This is a genomic window from Streptomyces sp. NPDC046860 (assembly GCF_040645115.1).
Classification (GTDB): Bacteria; Actinomycetota; Actinomycetes; order Streptomycetales; family Streptomycetaceae; genus Streptomyces.
Genome location: NZ_JBEYXQ010000008.1, coordinates 87,728 through 105,926, shown reverse-complemented (window position 1 = coordinate 105,926; position 18,199 = coordinate 87,728). Strand labels below are relative to the sequence as shown.

Here is an 18,199-nt window from a genome sequence, read left to right as displayed (position 1 = left end):
AGCGGTCTCTACGGTGTGCCGGGCTCTTCCTCGGAGCCCGGCACGTAGCGCAGGACGCCCCACATGGCCTGCTCGTCGGTCGCGGCGCCGTCGCCCTGACCGCTACGGCAGGCGTCCAGCTCCTTGGCGAGGGCGTCCGCGTCGATGCCGGCGCCGATCAGGACGAGCTGGGTGAGGCGCTCGGCGCCGGGCGGCCAGGGCTCCGGCCGGAAGCGCAGGAAGCGGCCCACCGCGTGCACGGCGTACCGGTTGCCCGGGTCGTGGGCGCCGAAGTCCACGTACCCCTTGATCCGGTACAGCCCCTCTGGCCTGCTGTCCAGGAAGCCCATCAGGGCGCGGGGGTCCATGGGCACGTCGGAGACGGAGGACAGGGTGTCGTAGCCGGAGTGCAGATGCCCGGAGTGCTCCTCGTGCTCCCCGTGGCCGTGCAGGTCGTCGAAGGACAGCTGGCCGACGCGCTCCTCGCTGGGGCGGCAGTCGAAGAGGAACTCCGGGTCGATGCGGCCGTAGGTGGCGGGCAGCACGGCCGCGCCGTCGGTGAGCGTGCTGACCAGGGCGAGGACGCGGTCGGCGTCCGGCGCCCGGTCGAGCTTGTTGACCACGACGACGTCGGCGAGGGCGAGGTGCCGGTCGATCTCGGGGTGCCGGGCGCGGGTCTCGTCGAACTCGGCGGCGTCCACGACCTCGACGAGGCCCCCGTAGACGATCTCCGGCTGCTCGCTCGCCAGCACCATCCGCACCAGTTCCTGCGGCTCGGCGAGCCCGCTGGCCTCGATGACGATGACGTCGATCCCGGCGCCCGGGGCGGCGAGCCTGGCCAGATAGGTGTCGAGCTCACTCGCGTCGACCGCGCAGCACAGGCAGCCGTTGCCGAGCGAGACGGTCGAGTCCCCGAGCGCGCCCGCGACGGCCATCGCGTCGATCTCGATGGACCCGAAGTCGTTGACGACGGCGCCGATCCGGCTGCCCCCGCTGCGGTGCAGCAGATGATTGAGCAACGTGGTCTTCCCGGACCCCAGGAACCCGGCCAGCACGACGACGGGAATCTGCGGACCACGACTGTTCGCCAACGAGGGGCACCTTTCCCGGCGGCCGGACTGGGACCGGGCCAGGATACGAGTTCACGGCCGGCCCACGGCCGCGCGCGGGCCGGGGAGCGACCCGCCTCCGGCTCAGGTTAGGCTCACCTTCGTGAGTAGGTGTGCGACCGTCTCCCGGAACCTCGACGAGCCCGTTTCCGGCACGGCGGCCACGGCGACGACGTGGCTGCTGCTGGAACAGCCGGGCCCCTGGGGCGCCAAAGCGCTGACCGCGAGCCATCTGGACCCCGCGCTGGGCCGCGCCCTGGAGGCGGCGGCCGCGGACACCGGGGTACGGGTGGCGCTGATCCGGCGCCCCGGCAGGCACGCCGACCCGGGCACCGCGCCCGTACGGCAGGTGTACGTCGCCCACACGGTTCCCGGAAACGTGTGGCTGTACGGCACCACCACCCTTGAGCCACAGCGTTTGCTCGGCCTGGACTTCGCCGCGCTGGGCGCCGGCGACCCCCGGTCCTTCGCGTCGGTGCTCGGCGGGCGGCCGCACACCGGCGACCCGCTGGCGCTCGTGTGCACCAACGGCAAGCGCGACCGCTGCTGCGCCCTGCTGGGCCGCCCGCTCGCCGCCGAACTGACCGCGTCGGACGTGCAGGGCGTCTGGGAGGTCACCCATCTGGGTGGTCATCGCTTCGCCCCCACGGTGCTCGTGCTGCCGCACGGCTACGCGTACGCCCGCGCCGAGGCGCACACGGTCAAGGAGGCCCTGCACCGCGCCCAGGACGGACAGGTCCTGCTGGAGGACTGCCGTGGCCGTTCCGCCTGGGACCGCCCGGGCCAGGCCGCCGAGCTGGCCGTACGGACGGCGTACGCCGAGTACGCGGCGGACGCCCTGCACGTCGTACGGACCGAGGGGGCCGCGCCCCGCTGGGAGGTCACCGTCGCTCATGCCGACGGCCGGGGCTGGCGGGTGACCGTGGCCCAGACCGCCGCGCTACCGCCGCGCCCGGAGAGCTGCGGGGTGGAGGTGCTGGGCACCCCCGCGCGGATGGACGTGGTGGGCGTGGAGGCCCTGCACGCGGCTGCTCTGGCGGGCTGACCGCCGCCTCGGCCGACAGGACGCGTACCGTCTGCGCATGTCTCCCACTCCCCCGGTCCGCCGTCCGCGACTCGGTCTGCCCAGGCGGGCGTTCGCGCAGATCCTGCTCACCCAGGTGACGATCGCGGCGGGGGTCGCGGTCCTGGCGACCGGGCTCTTCCTCGCACCGCTCAGCGGCCGGCTCGACGAGGAGGCGATGCGCCGCGCGCTGGTCATCGCGCAGACCACCGCGCAGGACCCGGCGATCGCCGAGGGCGTCCTGCGCACCCCGCCCACCGGGGACGGGCCGGTGCAGCGGGAGGCCGAGCGGATCAGACGGGCCACACACGCCGAGTACATCGTGGTGATGGACGCGCGCGGGACGCGCTGGTCCCACCCCACCGCCGCGGAGATCGGCCGCCGCGTCTCCACCGACCCCAGCCGTGCGCTGGCCGGCCGCCAGGTGATGGAGATCGACCGGGGCACCCTGGGCCGCTCCGCGCGGGGCAAGGTGCCGCTGTACGACGCCGGGCACCGGATCGTCGGCGCGGTCTCGGTGGGCATCGCGTACGACAGCGTGCGGGCCGGGCTGTTCGGCGCCATACCCGGCCTGCTCGCGTACGCCGGGGGCGCGCTGGCCGTGGGGGCGCTGGCCGCCTGGCTGATCTCCCGGCGGGTGCACCGGCAGACCCGTGACCTGGCCTTCTCCGACATCTCGGCGCTGCTCGCGGAGCGCGAGGCGATGCTGCACGGCATCCGGGAGGGCGTGGTCGCGCTGGACCGGGGCGGCCGGATACGGCTGCTCAACGACGAGGCGGGACGGCTGCTCGGCATCGGGGACGAGGCGCTCGGGAGGTCGCCGGACGAGGCGCTCGGCACGGGCCGTACGACCGACGTGCTGGCCGGGCGGGTGACCGGCACCGATCTGCTGACCGTGCGCGGTCCGCGTGTCCTGGTCGCCAACCGCATGCCCACCGGGGACGGCGGCGCGGTGGCCACCCTGCGCGACCGCACCGAACTGGAGCGGCTGGGCCGGGAACTCGACTCCACGCACGGCCTGATCGACGCCCTGCGCGCCCAGGACCACGAGCACGCCAACCGGATGCACACCCTGCTCGGCCTGCTGGAGCTGGAGATGTACGCCGACGCGGCGGAGTTCATCGGGGAGCTGGTCGGGGAGCACCGGGCGACGGCCGAGCAGGTCACCGAGCGGATCGAGGACCCGCTGCTGGCCGCGCTGCTGGTGGGCAAGGCGACCGTCGCCGCCGAACGCGGGGTGGCCCTCAGACTGTCGGAGCGGACCTGGCTCCCGGACCGGCTGGTCGACCCGCGCGGGCTGGTCACGGTGGTGGGCAACCTCGTGGACAACGCGCTCGACGCGGTCGCGGGCACCCCGCACGCGCGCGTGGAGGCCGAACTGCGCACCGAGGGCCGGACCGTGGTGCTCCGGGTACGGGACACCGGTCCGGGCGTGCCCGAGGAGCAGCGGGAGTCGGTGTTCACGGAGGGCTGGTCCACCAAGGAGCCGCCCGCGCACGGCAAGCGCGGCATCGGCCTGTCGCTGGTGCGGCGCCTGGCCGAACGCCAGGGCGGCTCGGCCTCGGTGGGCGCGGCGGCGGGCGGCGGCGCCGAGTTCACGGTGGTGCTCCCCGACGCGCTGGGCGATCCGGTGCTCCCGGGAACGGAGGAGGCGCGGGGGCACTAGGACCCCCGCGCCTCCGGGCGGCTACTTGGCGGCCTTCTCCGCGAACTCGGTGGTGTACGTCTTGTCGAGGTCGACGTCGGCGTTCTTGATGTTGGGGCTGAACGCCTTGAGGACCTTCTCGACGGTCTCCGGGCCGCGCGCCGGCATGATGCCGTCCTTGGTGAACATCGGCAGGGTGCTCTTGATGGCCGCCGCGTAGAGCTTCTTGTCGCCCTGGGAGTAGTCGGCCGGCATCTTGGCGGCGATCTCCGCGGCGCTGTGGGTGGACATCCACCGGAGCGTCTTCACGAACGCGTCGGCCAGCTTCTGCACGGTGCCCTTGTGCCCGTTCACCCAGTCCGTGTTCATGTACAGGCTGGACGAGGGGTACGGGCCGCCGAGCGCCTGCTGCGAGCCCTCGGGGGTCCGCATGTCGATCAGGACGCGGCCGGCCTTCTTGGCCAGGATCGTCGCCACGGTCGGGTCGGTGGTCATGCCCGCGTCGATGGAGCCCTTCTTCAGGGCGGCGATGAACGTCGGACCGGCCCCCACGGCGACCGGGCTGAAGCGGTTCACGGGGACGCCGTGCTTGACCGCGAGGTACTTGGTGAGGAAGTCGGTCGACGAACCGAGCCCGGTGACACCGAGCTTGCGCCCCTCGAAGTCCGCGGGCGAGTGGATGTCACCCGTCTTCTTCGCGGAGACCACCTCCACCTCGCCCGGCGCCCGCGAGAACTGCACGACGGACTCGACCGACTTGCCCTTCACCTGGAGGTCGAGGGTGTGATCGTAGAACCCGACGGCGCCCTGCACCTGGCCGGAGACGAGCGCGGTCTCCGCCTGGGCCCCGGCGGGCTCCGTGAGCAGCTCGACGTCCAGGCCCTCGGCGTCGAAGTAGCCGAGCCGCTGGGTGAGCATCGCGGGGAGGTAGATGACCTTGTCGAGACCACCGACCATGATCTTGACCTTGGTGCCCTTGCCGTCACCGCCCGAACCGCCGTGGCTCGCCACCTCGTTGGCGCAGGCCGTGAGCGGGGTGAGGGAGAGCAGACAGGCGGTGGTGAGCGAGGCGATCCTGGTGCGCTTGCGCATGACGGGTCACGTCCTTGTGAGCTGTGCGGGTGCGGGAGGTTCGGTGCGCGAGGCGCGGTGGCTTCAGTGCTCGGAGTTCGAGGACTTCCAGCGGAAGACACGGCGCTCGGCGAAGGTCAGCAGCCCCTCGGCGAGGAGCGCCACGACCGCGAGGATCACCATCGCGGCGTAGACGCCCGCCGAGTTCAGGGTGCCCTGCGACTGGGCGACGAGCAGGCCGATGCCCCGGGTGGCGCCGATGTACTCGCCCACGATCGCGCCGATGAGCGCGAAGCCGAAGCTGACGTGCAGGCTGGTGAAGATCCAGGAGGTGGCCGAGGGGATGACCACCTGGAGCGTGACCTGGCGGTCGGTGGCGCCGAGGACGCGTGCGTTGGCGACCAGATCCCGGTTGACCTCCCGCGCGCCCTGGAAGGCGTTGAAGAACACCGGGAAGAACACCAGGACCACGGCCGAGGCGACCTTCGAGGCGGGGCCCAGGCCGAACCAGATGAGGAAGATCGGGGCGAGCACGATCCTCGGGATGGAGTTCAGCACCTTGATGTAGGGGCCGAAGAGGTCGGCGAGGAAGGCGATCCGGCCCAGCGCGATGCCGAGGACGACACCGCCCACGACGCCGATGACCCAGCCGAGCAGGGCCTCGTACAGCGTGTACCAGATCTGTTCGCCCAGGGAGCCGAGTGCCGTGCCGTGCAGCACCCAGGACGTGATCTGGTCCCAGATCTCCGACGGCATCGAGAAGTTGAACGGGTCGATCACCTCGGTGCGGGACAGTGCCTCCCACAGGCCGAGGAAGCCGACCAGCAGCAGGACACGGGCCACCATCACGATCACCCGGCGCCTGCGGGCGGCCTGCGCCCGCGAGCGGGCCGGAGCCTGCGGGCCGGGGGTGGCGGCGGTGCCGGCGGGCGGCGCGGTGACGGTCTCAGGCGACATCGGCGGCACCTCGCTCACGGGTGATGCGGACCTCTTCACCGAGGGACTCCCAGATCTCGCGGTAGATCTCGATGAACTTCGGCTCCAGCCGCACCGACTCCACCTTGCGCGGCCGGGGCAGGTCGATGGTGAACACCTGCTTGACGGTCGCGGGCCCGGCGGTCATCACGACGACTTTGTCGGCCAGCGCGATGGACTCCTCCAGGTCGTGGGTGACGAAGACGACGGAGGCGCCGGTCCCCTCCCACAGCTCCAGCAGTTCGTCCGACATCAGGGCCCGGGTCTGCACGTCGAGCGCGGAGAACGGCTCGTCCATCAGCAGGATCTCGGGGTCGTTGACGAAGGTCGCGGCGAGGGCGACGCGCTTGCGCTGGCCGCCGGAGAGCTGGTGCGGGTAGCGGTCCTCGAACGCGGCGAGCCCGACGCGGGCCAGCCACTCGCGGGCCTTCTGCTTCGCCTCCGCCTTCGGCACGCCCCGGAAGCGGGGACCGGCCATCACGTTGGACAGCACCGTGCGCCAGGGGAAGGTGGCGTCCTGCTGGAACACGAAGCCCACCCGGTCGCCGACCCCGTCGACAGGCTGCCCCGCCACCAGCACCTCGCCCTCGCTGGGCTCCTCCAGCCCGCTGACCAGGGTCAGTGTGGTGGACTTGCCGCAGCCGGTCGGCCCGACGACGGCGACGAACTCGCCGCGCTCCACGGTGAGGTCCAGGCCGCGCACCGCGGTGTGCGGATCACCGGAAGGGGTCCTGAAAATCTTGCTCGCGCCCCTCAGCTCGATAGCGGGGCTGGTGTCTGCGCTCATGCCCCGGGACGGTAGGCGCGGCGCCGCCCGGGCAGCAGTCTTGTGCGCGCAACCCCATCTTTTGCTCGCAGGAACCTGTTGTGCTCGTTTTGCTCGCGCTACAACTGCGGAGCCGAAACACGGGCTTCACACCTGTCTCACCGAAGACAGGCCCGCGAGCTCGCCGGCCTTGGAGGAGAGGCCCGATGATTGACGTGCTGGTCGTGGACGACGATTTCCGTGTCGCCGAGATCAACGCCAGGTACGTGGGGAAGGTTCCCGGATTCCGGGTGGCCGCCCGCGCCCACAGTGCCGCCCAGGCGCTGGCCGCCGTCGAACGCGGTGCCGTCGACCTGGTGCTGCTGGACCACTACCTGCCGGACCGGACCGGCCTCGAACTCGTCCACCACATGCGCCAGCAGGGGCACGGCACCGACGTCATCATGATCACGGCGGCCGGTGATGTGGCGACCGTGCAGCAGGCGATGCGGCTCGGCGCCCTGCACTACCTGGTGAAGCCCTTCACCTTCAACGCGCTGCGCGGCCGCCTCGACTCCTACGCCGCCCTGCGCCGCACCGTCGACCGGGTCGGCGGAGGCGGGGTGACGGGCCAGGAGCAGGTCGACCGGATCTTCGGGGCGCTGCGTACGGCGTCCGCGCCCTCGGTCCCCGGGCTGCCCAGCGGCCACTCGGAGCCGACCTCGGACCTGATCTGCGGTGTCCTGCACGGCGCCGACCAACCGCTGTCCGCGCACGAGGTGGCGTCCCGCACGGGGCTGAGCCGCTCCACGGCCCAGCGCTATCTGCGTCATCTGGAACAGGCGGGCCGCCTGCGGCTGTCCCTCCGGTACGGGGACACCGGGCGGCCCGAGCACCGGTACGCCTGGGTGACGCCCTGACCCCTGTGACGGGGTGACGCCACCCAGGCGCCGCCTCACACGGCTCCGGCGCCGGTCAGCGAACGCACCTCGGTCTCGGCGAACTTGGCCTCGTCCGGCACCTCGTCGGAGGTGACCGTGCCCAGCCAGCCCGAGACGAAACCGAGCGGGATGGAGACGATGCCCGGGTTCTGGAGCGGGAAGTACTGGAAGTCGACGCCGGGGAACAGCGAGGCGGGGCTCCCCGACACCACCGGCGAGAGCAGCACCAGGACCACCGCGGGGATCAGCCCGCCGTACACGGACCAGACCGCGCCGCGGGTGGTGAAGTTCCGCCAGAACAGCGAGTACAGCAGGGTCGGGAGGTTCGCCGACGCGGCCACCGCGAAGGCCAGGCCGACCAGGAAGGCCACGTTGAGATCGCGGGCCAGCAGTCCGAGCGCGATCGCGACGACGCCGATGGCGGCCGCCGCGACCCGCGCCACCGCCACCTCGGTGCGCGGGGTGGTGGGCGTACGCCGGATCGACGCGTACAGGTCGTGGGCCACGGACGCCGAGGAGGCGAGGGTGATCCCGGCGACCACCGCGAGGATCGTGGCGAAGGCGACGGCGGCCACGACCGCGAACAGCACGGTGCCGCCGGTGGAGGAGGCGCCACCGCCCAGGTCGAGCGCCAGCAGCGGGATCGCCGTGTTCCCGGCCGCGTTGGACGCGCGCAGGGCGTCGGCGCCGACCACGGCGGTCGCCCCGAAGCCGAGGACGATGGTCATCAGGTAGAAGCCGCCGATGAGCCCGATCGACCACACGGTGGAGCGCCGGGCGGCACGTGCCGTCGGGACCGTGTAGAAGCGGGACAGGATGTGCGGCAGGCCAGCCGTGCCCAGCACCAGTGCCAGGCCCAGGCTGATGAAGTCCATCCGCGCGGTCCAGTCACCGCCGTACTTGAGCCCCGGAGCCAGGAACGCCTGGCCGTGCCCACTGCGCTCGGCGGCCGTCAGCAGCAGCTGGTTGATGTCCCCGTGGAACCGCATGAGGACCAGCACGGTCAGCGCGATCGTCCCGGCCAGCATCAGGACCGCCTTGACGATCTGGATCCAGGTGGTGGCCCGCATGCCGCCCAGCGACACGTAGATCACCATGAGGGCGCCCACGCCGATGACCGTCCACGCCTGCGCGGCCCCGCCCTTGCCGCCGAGCAGCAGCGCCACCAGGCTTCCGGCGCCCACCATCTGCGCGACGAGGTACATCACGGACACGGTGACCGAGGAGGCGCCGGTGGCGATGCGCACCGGCCGCTCGGCCATCCGCGCGGCGACCACGTCGGCGAGGGTGAACCTGCCGCAGTTCCGCACCAGTTCGGCCGCGAGGAACAGCACGACCAGCCAGGCCACGAGGAAGCCGACGCCGTACAGCAGCCCGTCGTAGCCGTACAGCGCGATGAGTCCGGTCACGCCCAGGAAGGAGGCGGCCGAGAGATAGTCGCCCGAGATGGCGAACCCATTCTCCAGCGGGGTGAAGAGACGCCCTCCGGCGTAGAACTCCTCGGCGGAGCCGTGTCTGCGGCGGCTCACCCACGTGGTGATGGCCAGCGTCACGGCCACGAACACGCTGAACAGGACGAGAGCGAGTGTCTGGTGGTGGCCGGTCACGAGGTGCCTCCCTGAACGCCGCGGGTCAGCTCCTGGGTGTCCCAGCGCAGGTCCAGCGCGGCCCGGTCGCGCCTGAGGCGCGCGTGCCGCGCGTAGGCCCAGGTGAGCAGAAACGTGCTGAGGAACTGTCCCAGCCCGGCGAGCATCCCCACGTTCACCGCCCCTATGACGGGCCGCGCCATCAGACCCGGCGCTGCCGTCGCGGTGACCACGTATCCCACGTACCAGCAGAGGAAGGCGGCGACTCCCGGCACCACGAACCTCCGGTACCGGCTGCGCACTTCCTGGAACGCCTCGCTCCGCTGCACCGCGAGATACACGTCACGGGTACGGGCCTCGGCCGTCTCCCGCCCGCCCTCGGCACGGGGGTGCGGTACGGCCGGCGCGGGCATCCCCGTCCCGTCCGCCTCGCCCCATCCGGCGGTCAGGGTGTCGTGCCAAGGGTCTTCGTGCCGCACATCGCCGGAAGTCACGCCCTGCTCTTCCTGGTTGTCGGCCGAACTTCCGGGACCGTCCCCGGCACCGAAGAGTCGGCCATTGCTTGACTGCATACCCAAGGATGGACAGATCGGGAAGATCCCCGACACATCTTCCCGTACCACTTCACCCCATCAGGTGAGTCACTCCACCCTCGGCCGCACCAGGCCTTTCGCATACGCGTAACGCACCGCGTGCGCACGGTCCTTGAGGCCCGCCTTGGCGAAGAGATTGTTGATGTGCGTCTTCACGGTCGCGGTCGACACGTGCAGCTTCCGGGCGATCTCCTGGTTGCTGAGCCCCTCGCCGATCAGCACCAGCACCTCGCTCTCCCGGGCGGTCAGCCCGTCGGGAGACTCGGGCTGTGCGACCGTGCGCACCTCGGTCTGGGAAAGCTTCTCCAGCAGCCGGAGTTGGATACCGGGCGCGAGTCCGGCCTCTCCCGAGAGCACGCTGCGCACCGCCCGCACGATCTCCTCCCCGCCCGCGTCCTTGGTCAGATATCCCCGGGCCCCGGCCCGCAGCGCCGCGAACAGCGACTCGTCGTCCGCGAACGTGGTCAGCACCACCACCTGAGTGCCGGGATACCTGCTCCGGATACGGCGAGTGGCCTCCACCCCGTCGCACCGCGGCATCCGCAGATCCATCAGCACCACGTCCGGGGCCAGTTCGCCCACCAGACGCACGGCCTCCTCGCCGTCTCCCGCCGCGCCGACGACCTCGACGCCGGGCAGCAGTCCGAGCAGCATCACGATGCCTTCCCGCACCACGGTCTGGTCGTCGACGACCACCACCCGCGCGGGCTCCCGCTCCCCCTCCGGCGCCGTCATACCGGCACCTTCAACGTCACCGCGAACCCCTCCTCATCCGGTCCCGCGTCCAGGGAGCCGCCCAGCAGTTCCGCGCGTTCCCGCATGCCCAGGAGACCGTACCCGCCGCCGGACGCGGCCAGTTCGCCCGGACTGCCGCCCTTGTCCCGCACATCGAGGGTCACTTGGTGGTCGCCGTAATCGAGCCTGACCCGTACTTCGGCCCCCTGTGCGTGCTTGCGGACGTTGGTCATCGCTTCCTGCGCCACCCGGCGTACGGCCTGCGACGCCTCGACGGGCAGGGTCCTGCGCTCACCCGTGACAGTGACCTCGCCTCCGGCGCCCGCGCTGACGAGACCGGTCAGGAACTCCTCCAGCGGGGTCAGTTCGCCACGCAGCGCCGACAGCGCCTGCCGGGTCTCGGCGAGTCCGTCGCGGGCCATCCCGCGCGCGGCCACGACTCGCTCCAGCACCTGTTCACGGCTCGCGTCCCGCTCCAGCAGCAGCCGGGCCGCCTCCAGGTGCACCATCTGCGCCGAGAGGCTGTGCGCCAGGACGTCGTGGATCTCCCGCGCTATCCGCGCCCGTTCGGTCAGCGCCGCCGACCTCGCCTCGGCTTCCCGCGCTGCCCGCTCCTGGGCGAGCAGCCGCTGCGCGTTGCCCCGCGCCTCCGCGTCCAGCCGCGTGACATATCCGGCGAGGGCGAGTCCGGCCACGGTGGCGGCGGTGGTGAGCCACATGTCGTTGTTGAAGGACGCGTACGAGGCCAGGGCGACCGAGGTCACCGGGACCGCCGCCGCGAGAGGCAGCCGCTCCAGAGCGAGGATGCCGCAGCCGCACCAGAGCACCAGGGCGGGTCCCCGGAAGCCGCTGACCTGCGCGGCGATCGCCACGGCAGGCAGCACGGCGATGAGCGCCAGGGACGGCAGCAGCCGGTGCGCGTACGTAGTGCGGAAGAAGCCCCACGCCGCGGCGGAGGCCACCGCCACGCCCGCCACGGCGAGCGCCTCACCCCACAGGGGCACGTCGTTCTGACTGAGCGCGGCCCACAGCAGCAGCCCGAGCAGCACCACCCTGATGGCCTGGGCCATCAGACGCCTGGGGCGGGTGACGCCCTCCCTGCTGAGCGCCTCGCGTGAGGGCCAGCGTGTCCAGGAGTTCTCGTTCACACCCGCTCCTTCCACGCCGGCCGTGCTACCGGTGCCGGTGGCGCTGACGCTGACGGCGTTCCGTCACCGTACGTCGGGGCGGGCGCGGGCAAGTAGGCCGGCAGCCGTGCCCGCCAGGCGGTGATGCCGCCGCGGACCAGCAGGGTCGCGGCGAGGCCCAGCATCAGGGCGGCGCTGTCCTGCCGGACCCCCATCGCATGCCCGAGAGCGAAGAGGCCGCCGCGCAGGACTATCCCGCCGGCCCACACGGCGGCGGTGGTCTTGGTGCCGCGGCTCCACACGACCCCGTCCGGAGCCCTCCAGATCCGGGTGGTCCAAGCCCAGCCCGCTCCGGTGGCAAGCCCGACAGCCACTTCCGCGACGAGCAGCCCGAGCGACTCGACGCGGTGGTGGGAGTCCACGATGCCGGGCCCGCGCAGCGCCATGACGGTGAGGATCGCGGGCGCCAGCCACCAGCGCCGCTCGGCGTCGATGGCGTGCGTGCGGAACTGCCTGGCGATCACCAGCACAGCGACGGCCACGACCACCAGCGCGTCGACGAACCCGGACATCCGAGCCTCCGTGTACGAGAGGGACTGTCGGAGGCGGTCGCTCCCGACACCCTCGAAACTACGGAAATCCGCAGGCCACGGGATCGGAGCGGGGGTGGACCACGGGTGGATCTCCGAGGGCCCGTCTTCTCCACCCACGGGTGGAGAGATCTTGGGGAAACCCTGAGCCAGACCCGGCGGGGCAGAGGCGGGGCAAGGCACAGGCACAGGCACAGGCACAGGCACAGGCACAGGCAACGAAAACGGGAGCACCGGCCAAAGCCAGTACTCCCGTCGTCCCGCCCGGCACCCGGTCAGAGCCGAGTGCACACGGCTACGCGTCGATCCGCGACCGGTCCAGCGTCGCCGCGGAGCTGGAGATGAACTCCTTGCGCGGCGCCACGTCGTTGCCCATCAGCAGGTCGAAGACCTCCTCGGCGGCTTCGAGGTCCGCGAGGTTGATCCGGCGCAGGGTGCGGTGGCGCGGGTCCATCGTGGTCTCTGCCAGCTGATCGGCGTCCATCTCACCGAGACCCTTGTAGCGCTGGATGGAGTCCTTGTACCGGACGCCCTTGCGCTGGAACTCCATGAGCGTGTCCCGCAGCTCGCGGTCGGAGTACGTGTAGACGTACTTGTCCTGGCCCTTCTTCGGCTGGACCAGCTCGATGCGGTGCAGCGGGGGCACGGCGGCGAAGACCCGGCCGGCCTCGACCATGGGCCGCATGTAGCGCTGGAACAGCGTGAGCAGCAGACAGCGGATGTGGGAGCCGTCCACGTCGGCGTCGGTCATCATGATGATCTTGCCGTAGCGGGCTGCGTCGATGTCGAAGGTGCGGCCCGAGCCCGCTCCTATGACCTGGATGATCGCGCCGCACTCGGCGTTCTTGAGCATGTCGGTCACGGACGAGCGCTGGACGTTGAGGATCTTGCCCCGGATGGGCAGCAGCGCCTGGAACTCGGAGTTCCGCGCCAGCTTGGCCGTGCCCAGCGCGGAGTCGCCCTCGACGATGAACAGCTCGCTGCGGTCGACGTCGTCGCTGCGGCAGTCGGCGAGCTTGGCGGGCAGGGACGAGGACTCCAGCGCGGTCTTGCGCCGCTGGGCGTCCTTGTGCTGGCGGGCGGCCACGCGGGTGCGGGCCGCGGCGACCACCTTCTCCATGATCGTGCGCGCCTGCGCGGCCTGGTCCCGCTTGGCGGACGTCAGGAACGCCTTGAGTTCCTTGGCGATCACGGTGGAGACGATGCGGCGGGCCGCCGAGGTGCCGAGCACCTCCTTGGTCTGGCCCTCGAACTGCGGCTCGGCCAGGCGGACGGTGACGACGGCCGTCAGGCCCTCCAGGGCGTCGTCCTTCACCACGTCGTCCTCGGCGACGCGCAGCATCTTCTTGCTGCGCAGCACCTCGTTCATCGTCTTGGCGACCGCCTGCTCGAAGCCGGCCACGTGCGTGCCGCCCTTGGGGGTGGCGATGATGTTGACGAAGGACTTCAGGGTGGTGTCGTAGCCCGTGCCCCAGCGCATCGCCACGTCGACACCCAGTTCGCGGGTGACCTCGGTGGGCGTCATCTGGCCGTGCTCGTCGAGGACCGGGACGGTCTCCTTGAACGTGCCCTGGCCGGAGAAGCGCAGCGTGTCGCAGACCGGCTTGTCACTGGCCAGGTACTCGCAGAACTCGCTGATGCCGCCGTCGAAGCGGAAGGACTCCTCGCCCTTGCTGCCGCCGTCGCCGAGGCCCAGCTCGTCGCGGACGACGATGGTGAGGCCGGGGACCAGGAAGGCGGTCTGCCGGGCTCGCTGGTGCAGGTTCTCCAGGGAGAGCTTGGCGTCCTTGAGGAAGATCTGGCGGTCCGCCCAGTAGCGGACGCGCGTGCCGGTGCGGTTCTTCGGGATCCTCTTGGTCTTGGCCAGGCCGGTCCCGGCCTCGAACTTGGCCTCGGCGCCGCCTCGGGCGAAGGCGCCCGGAACGCCGCGGCGGAAGCTGATGGCGTGGGTGTTCCCGCCCCGGTCCACCTCGACGTCGAGGCGGGCGGAGAGCGCGTTCACCACGGAGGCGCCGACGCCGTGCAGGCCGCCGGAGGCGGCGTAGGAGCCGCCGCCGAACTTTCCGCCGGCGTGCAGCTTGGTCATGACGACCTCGACGCCGGACAGGCCGGTCTTGGGCTCGACGTCCACGGGGATGCCGCGGCCGTTGTCGCGGACCTCGACGGAGCCGTCGTCGTGGAGGATCACCTCGATGCGGTCGCAGTAACCGCCGAGGGCCTCGTCCACGGAGTTGTCGATGATCTCCCAGAGGCAGTGCATCAGGCCGCGGCTGTCGGTCGAGCCGATGTACATGCCCGGACGCTTGCGCACGGCTTCGAGGCCCTCAAGGACGAGCAGGTGCCGCGCGGTGTAGTTGGAGCCGTCCCGGTCTGCTCCTGCCAGCAGCGCAGTGGACGGCACGGACGTATCGGCGGTCACGCGGTTCGCTCCTCGCTGAATTTCAGATGGGCCCCTAGTGGGTACGGGGCCGGCTTCGGTCGCCGCTCAGAGGGTACCGATGCCTGGTAGAGCCGGTGTAACGCCACCCTCGTCGGGAAACTCAGACTAGCCGAGGGTCGTACGGACGTTCGATCCCTCGATGGAGTGAAGCACACATCACGTTCCCTTCGAGGCATGAACCATTTAGGCTCCGGGCACGTCCTCTTCAACGACCGGCAAGCCAGCCGGGAGGACCGACCCCGATAGACCGCGCGAAACCGTACGCACCAGACCACGCACTACGGCACATTCGCCGCCAACCGGCAACAGCCAGCCATCCGCAAAGAAATTTTCGACGGAAAGCCACGAGCGGGAACGATTTCGGCCTGGTTGGATGTTGACCCTGGTACGACAGCTCGTCGAGCTAGAGAAGAGGCGACGTGACTACTGTTCTGACCCCCGCGAGCCCGCTGACGGCCGCCGATCGCTGCGACCGCTGCGGCGCCCAGGCATACCTGCGCGTCGTCCTGCTGAGCGGCGGAGAACTGCTCTTCTGTGCCCACCACGGGCGCAAGTTCGAGCCGGAACTCAAGAAGATCGCCGCTGAGATACAGGACGAGACGGAGCGGCTGACGTCCGTTCCCGGCACTTCTGCCACCGAAGAGCGCTGAATCTCGCACCCCACCGACGAGCCAGCCCCGGCATAGGCCGGTGAACGGGCGGCTGCTCCCCTCCAGGAGCGGCCGCCCGCACTCATGCCCGAATGGCCCCCGCAAGCCCTCTCAGGGGCGTCTGAGGGCCTTCTCGGCCCCTTGTGCGGCCGCCCCCAGCGTGCGCACGACCTCGGAGACCCGGGTGTAGACACCGGGGCTCCCGGCCTGCCCGCAGCCGCTCCCCCATGAGACCAGCCCGATCAGGCGTCCCTTGGCGACCAGCGGGCCGCCGCTGTCGCCCTGGCAGGCGTCCGGGCCGCCCGCCTCCTCTCCCGCGCAGAGCATGGACGCGGCGCGGTAGGCGCCGTTCCGCCCGCCCGGATAGGCGCGGGCACAGAGGTCGTCGGCCAGCACGTGGACCCGCGCCGCGCGCAGACGGTTCGTGTAGGCGCCGCCGCCGCTGGTGTCACCCCAGCCCGAGACCAGGGCTTCCGTACCGGGGTCGTACGCCGGGTCCCCGGCAGCCGCCATGGACACGACGGCACTGGCCGGCACCGGTTCGGCGAGCGTGAGCACGGCGTAGTCCCCGGCGTTGGTGGCGGGGTCGTACCCGGGATTGACCTCGATGTCCCGCACGGCCGTCTCCTGGCCGTCGGCCGCCAGCAGGTCCGTACGGCCCGTGATGACCTTGAGGTCGCGCACCCGGTTCGGGGGCTTGCCCAGCACGTCGTCCTGGACGCAGTGGGCGGCGGTGAGAACGGTGGTCGGGGCGATGGCCACCCCTCCGCAGAACTGGCCCGCGCGGCTACCCCCGAACCGGTCACGACTGGAGAGCGCCACCGTCCACGGGGCCTGGGAGACGTCTATCGGAAAGCCTCCGACCACGACGCTGTCGGCGGCGGCCGGAGCCGCGCCGATCAGGGGTATCGCGGTCAGCGTGGCCGCCAGGGAGAGCGGCCGGATCAGTGCCCGGACAACGGAACGGCGCATGCGGACTCCTCACTCAGGGTGGTTCCGGAACACCCAGAGTCATCCAGCACGCGGTGGCCCGCAGCACGAAGGCCCGCCCCCACGAGGGAGGCGGGCCTTCGGTGTGCGAACCGGCTCGATCTAGTCGAGGTAGTCGCGCAGCACCTGGGAGCGCGACGGGTGACGCAGCTTGGACATCGTCTTCGACTCGATCTGACGGATGCGCTCACGCGTCACGCCGTAGACCTTGCCGATCTCGTCGAGCGTCTTCGGCTGGCCGTCGGTGAGGCCGAAGCGCATCGAGACGACGCCGGCCTCGCGCTCGGACAGGGTGTCGAGCACCGAGTGGAGCTGCTCCTGGAGGAGCGTGAAGCTGACGGCGTCCGCGGGGACGACGGCCTCGGAGTCCTCGATGAGGTCACCGAACTCGCTGTCGCCGTCCTCGCCGAGCGGGGTGTGCAGCGAGATGGGCTCGCGGCCGTACTTCTGGACCTCGATGACCTTCTCGGGGGTCATGTCGAGTTCCTTGGCCAGCTCCTCCGGGGTGGGCTCGCGGCCCAGGTCCTGGAGCATCTGGCGCTGCACACGCGCGAGCTTGTTGATGACCTCGACCATGTGCACCGGGATACGGATGGTGCGGGCCTGGTCGGCCATGGCGCGGGTGATGGCCTGACGGATCCACCAGGTGGCGTACGTGGAGAACTTGTAGCCCTTGGTGTAGTCGAACTTCTCGACCGCGCGGATCAGACCGAGGTTGCCCTCCTGGATCAGGTCCAGGAAGAGCATGCCGCGGCCGGTGTAGCGCTTGGCCAGGGAGACCACCAGACGAAGGTTGGCCTCCAGCAGGTGGTTCTTGGCGCGGCGGCCGTCCTCGGCGATGATCTCCAGCTCGCGCTTGAGCTTCGGGGCGAGCTTGTCGGAGTTGGCGAGCTTGTCCTCGGCGAAGAGACCGGCCTCGATGCGCTTGGCCAGCTCGACCTCCTGCTCGGCGTTGAGCAGGGGGACCTTGCCGATCTGCTTCAGGTAGTCCTTGACCGGGTCGGCGGTGGCACCGGCCGCGGCGACCTGCTGGGCCGGCGCGTCGTCCTCGTCGTCGTCCGACAGCACGAAGCCGGCGGCCTCGGTGCCCTCGGGCTCGTCGCCGGACTTGGTCTCCTCGACGACCTCGTCCTCGAGAAGCTCGGCGTCGTCCTTCTTGGCGCCGGTCTTCTTGGCCGCCGTCTTCTTGGCCGTGGTCTTCTTCGCGGCCGTCTTCTTGGCGGTGGTCTTCTTGGCCGCGGCCTTCTTGGCGGTGGCGGCCTCGTCGGTGGAGTCCTCACCGGCGACGGAGGGCGCGGCAGGGGCGGACGCGGCCTTCCTCGTGGTCACCGTCTTCGCCGCGACCGTCTTGGTGGCGGTGCGCTTGGCGGGGCTCTTAGCTGCGACGCTCTTTCGGGTGCGCTTGGGTTCCGCGGCACTGACCATCAGCGTCACACCCTCTTCCTCGAGGATCTGATTGAGGCTGCGCAGTACGTTCTTCCACTGAGTGGCCGGAATCTGGTCAGCTTCGAAGGCCCGACGCACATCGTCGCCGGCGATCTGCCCCTCAGCCTTTCCCCGCTCAATGAGCGCCATGACAGAGACGGACTCGGCGATCTCCGGCGGGAGCGTACGGGATGTGCTGGCCGACACGAACAACCTCTCGGAACGTTGGAAAGCGGCTTTCGGCACCGTCCAGCGTGGACGGGAACCGACCACCGGCCTGGGGATGGGCCGACGGCGCGGGCGGGGCCGGGAGGATACACAGCGCCTGGCACGGCGTCCGTATTCCCTCCGCGGCTGTTCACCTCTTAGGTCATCGCGCTGTTTCCGGGAGCGTTACGCCCATTCCGCGTGGCCCGAGTCACACCCCGTCCACAGGCGAATGCGATCAGATGTGAACGAAGCGGTCCTCTGCCTGCGCGACCTTGATCGCTCAGCCGGTCCGGGCGGCCCGTCGCGCCGCCGGACCCGGCCGGAA

At 71.0% G+C, this 18,199-nt stretch carries 16 protein-coding genes; 4 read left to right on the top strand and 12 right to left on the bottom strand.

Annotated elements, in window-relative coordinates:
- Positions 1-8: 8 nt before the first annotated feature.
- Positions 9-1,070: a GTP-binding protein gene (locus tag ABZ898_RS14225; RefSeq protein ID WP_361657313.1), complete on the bottom strand. Its 1,062-nt coding sequence runs from the start codon at positions 1,068-1,070 to the stop codon at positions 9-11.
- 121 nt (positions 1,071-1,191) lie between these two features.
- On the opposite strand from ABZ898_RS14225, the gene ABZ898_RS14220 reads away from it, so the two are divergent.
- Together ABZ898_RS14220 and ABZ898_RS14215 are read left to right on the top strand one after the other, a co-directional pair.
- Positions 1,192-2,133 carry a sucrase ferredoxin gene (locus ABZ898_RS14220; RefSeq protein ID WP_361657310.1) on the top strand — a complete coding sequence of 314 codons (942 nt, stop codon included), beginning with the start codon at positions 1,192-1,194 and terminating at the stop codon, positions 2,131-2,133.
- Positions 2,134-2,170: 37 nt separating this feature from the next.
- Entirely contained in the window at positions 2,171-3,817 is a 1,647-nt protein-coding gene (locus ABZ898_RS14215) for a sensor histidine kinase (protein WP_361657307.1), read from the top strand.
- 21 nt (positions 3,818-3,838) lie between these two features.
- On the opposite strand, the gene ABZ898_RS14210 is transcribed toward ABZ898_RS14215, so the two are convergent.
- The 3 genes from ABZ898_RS14210 to ABZ898_RS14200 all read right to left on the bottom strand — a co-directional run bounded on the left by ABZ898_RS14210 (position 3,839) and on the right by ABZ898_RS14200 (position 6,629).
- Positions 3,839-4,888 carry an ABC transporter substrate-binding protein gene (locus tag ABZ898_RS14210; protein ID WP_361657304.1) on the bottom strand — a complete coding sequence of 350 codons (1,050 nt, stop codon included), beginning with the start codon at positions 4,886-4,888 and terminating at the stop codon, positions 3,839-3,841.
- 63 nt (positions 4,889-4,951) lie between these two features.
- Positions 4,952-5,824: an ABC transporter permease gene (locus tag ABZ898_RS14205; RefSeq protein ID WP_361657301.1), complete on the bottom strand. Its 873-nt coding sequence runs from the start codon at positions 5,822-5,824 to the stop codon at positions 4,952-4,954.
- Complete coding sequence (locus ABZ898_RS14200) at positions 5,814-6,629, bottom strand: ABC transporter ATP-binding protein (protein WP_361657298.1); 816 nt, start codon at positions 6,627-6,629, stop codon at positions 5,814-5,816. Before ABZ898_RS14200 ends, ABZ898_RS14205 begins: the two co-directional genes overlap by 11 nt.
- A gap of 185 nt (positions 6,630-6,814) precedes the next feature.
- Between ABZ898_RS14200 and ABZ898_RS14195 the strand changes: the two genes are divergently transcribed.
- Positions 6,815-7,507: a response regulator gene (locus ABZ898_RS14195; protein ID WP_361657295.1), complete on the top strand. Its 693-nt coding sequence runs from the start codon at positions 6,815-6,817 to the stop codon at positions 7,505-7,507.
- A gap of 35 nt (positions 7,508-7,542) precedes the next feature.
- Here the strand turns inward: ABZ898_RS14195 and ABZ898_RS14190 are convergent, their stop codons facing one another.
- From ABZ898_RS14190 to ABZ898_RS14165, 6 genes are all read right to left on the bottom strand, one after another.
- A complete protein-coding gene (locus ABZ898_RS14190; protein ID WP_361657292.1) occupies positions 7,543-9,135 on the bottom strand; it encodes a cation acetate symporter in 1,593 nt (530 codons plus the stop codon).
- Entirely contained in the window at positions 9,132-9,686 is a 555-nt protein-coding gene (locus tag ABZ898_RS14185) for a DUF485 domain-containing protein (protein WP_361657289.1), read from the bottom strand. Before ABZ898_RS14185 ends, ABZ898_RS14190 begins: the two co-directional genes overlap by 4 nt.
- A gap of 69 nt (positions 9,687-9,755) precedes the next feature.
- Positions 9,756-10,442, bottom strand: coding sequence for a response regulator transcription factor (locus tag ABZ898_RS14180; RefSeq protein WP_361657286.1), 687 nt, complete (start codon positions 10,440-10,442; stop codon positions 9,756-9,758).
- Entirely contained in the window at positions 10,439-11,590 is a 1,152-nt protein-coding gene (locus ABZ898_RS14175) for a sensor histidine kinase (protein ID WP_361657283.1), read from the bottom strand. The genes ABZ898_RS14180 and ABZ898_RS14175 overlap by 4 nt, the downstream gene beginning before the upstream one ends.
- Positions 11,587-12,141 carry a DUF1453 domain-containing protein gene (locus tag ABZ898_RS14170; RefSeq protein ID WP_361657280.1) on the bottom strand — a complete coding sequence of 185 codons (555 nt, stop codon included), beginning with the start codon at positions 12,139-12,141 and terminating at the stop codon, positions 11,587-11,589. The genes ABZ898_RS14175 and ABZ898_RS14170 overlap by 4 nt, the downstream gene beginning before the upstream one ends.
- 313 nt (positions 12,142-12,454) lie before the next feature.
- A complete protein-coding gene (locus ABZ898_RS14165; RefSeq protein ID WP_361657278.1) occupies positions 12,455-14,578 on the bottom strand; it encodes a DNA topoisomerase IV subunit B in 2,124 nt (707 codons plus the stop codon).
- Between the two features lie 440 nt (positions 14,579-15,018).
- Between ABZ898_RS14165 and ABZ898_RS14160 the strand changes: the two genes are divergently transcribed.
- Positions 15,019-15,249 carry a hypothetical protein gene (locus ABZ898_RS14160; RefSeq protein WP_086691807.1) on the top strand — a complete coding sequence of 77 codons (231 nt, stop codon included), beginning with the start codon at positions 15,019-15,021 and terminating at the stop codon, positions 15,247-15,249.
- 111 nt (positions 15,250-15,360) lie between these two features.
- Here ABZ898_RS14160 and ABZ898_RS14155 read toward each other — a convergent pair whose 3' ends face one another.
- Both ABZ898_RS14155 and ABZ898_RS14150 read right to left on the bottom strand, forming a co-directional pair.
- A complete protein-coding gene (locus ABZ898_RS14155) occupies positions 15,361-16,221 on the bottom strand; it encodes a serine protease (protein WP_361657275.1) in 861 nt (286 codons plus the stop codon).
- A gap of 120 nt (positions 16,222-16,341) precedes the next feature.
- Positions 16,342-17,871, bottom strand: coding sequence for an RNA polymerase sigma factor (locus ABZ898_RS14150; RefSeq protein ID WP_361657272.1), 1,530 nt, complete (start codon positions 17,869-17,871; stop codon positions 16,342-16,344).
- Between the last annotated feature and the right edge of the window lie 328 nt (positions 17,872-18,199).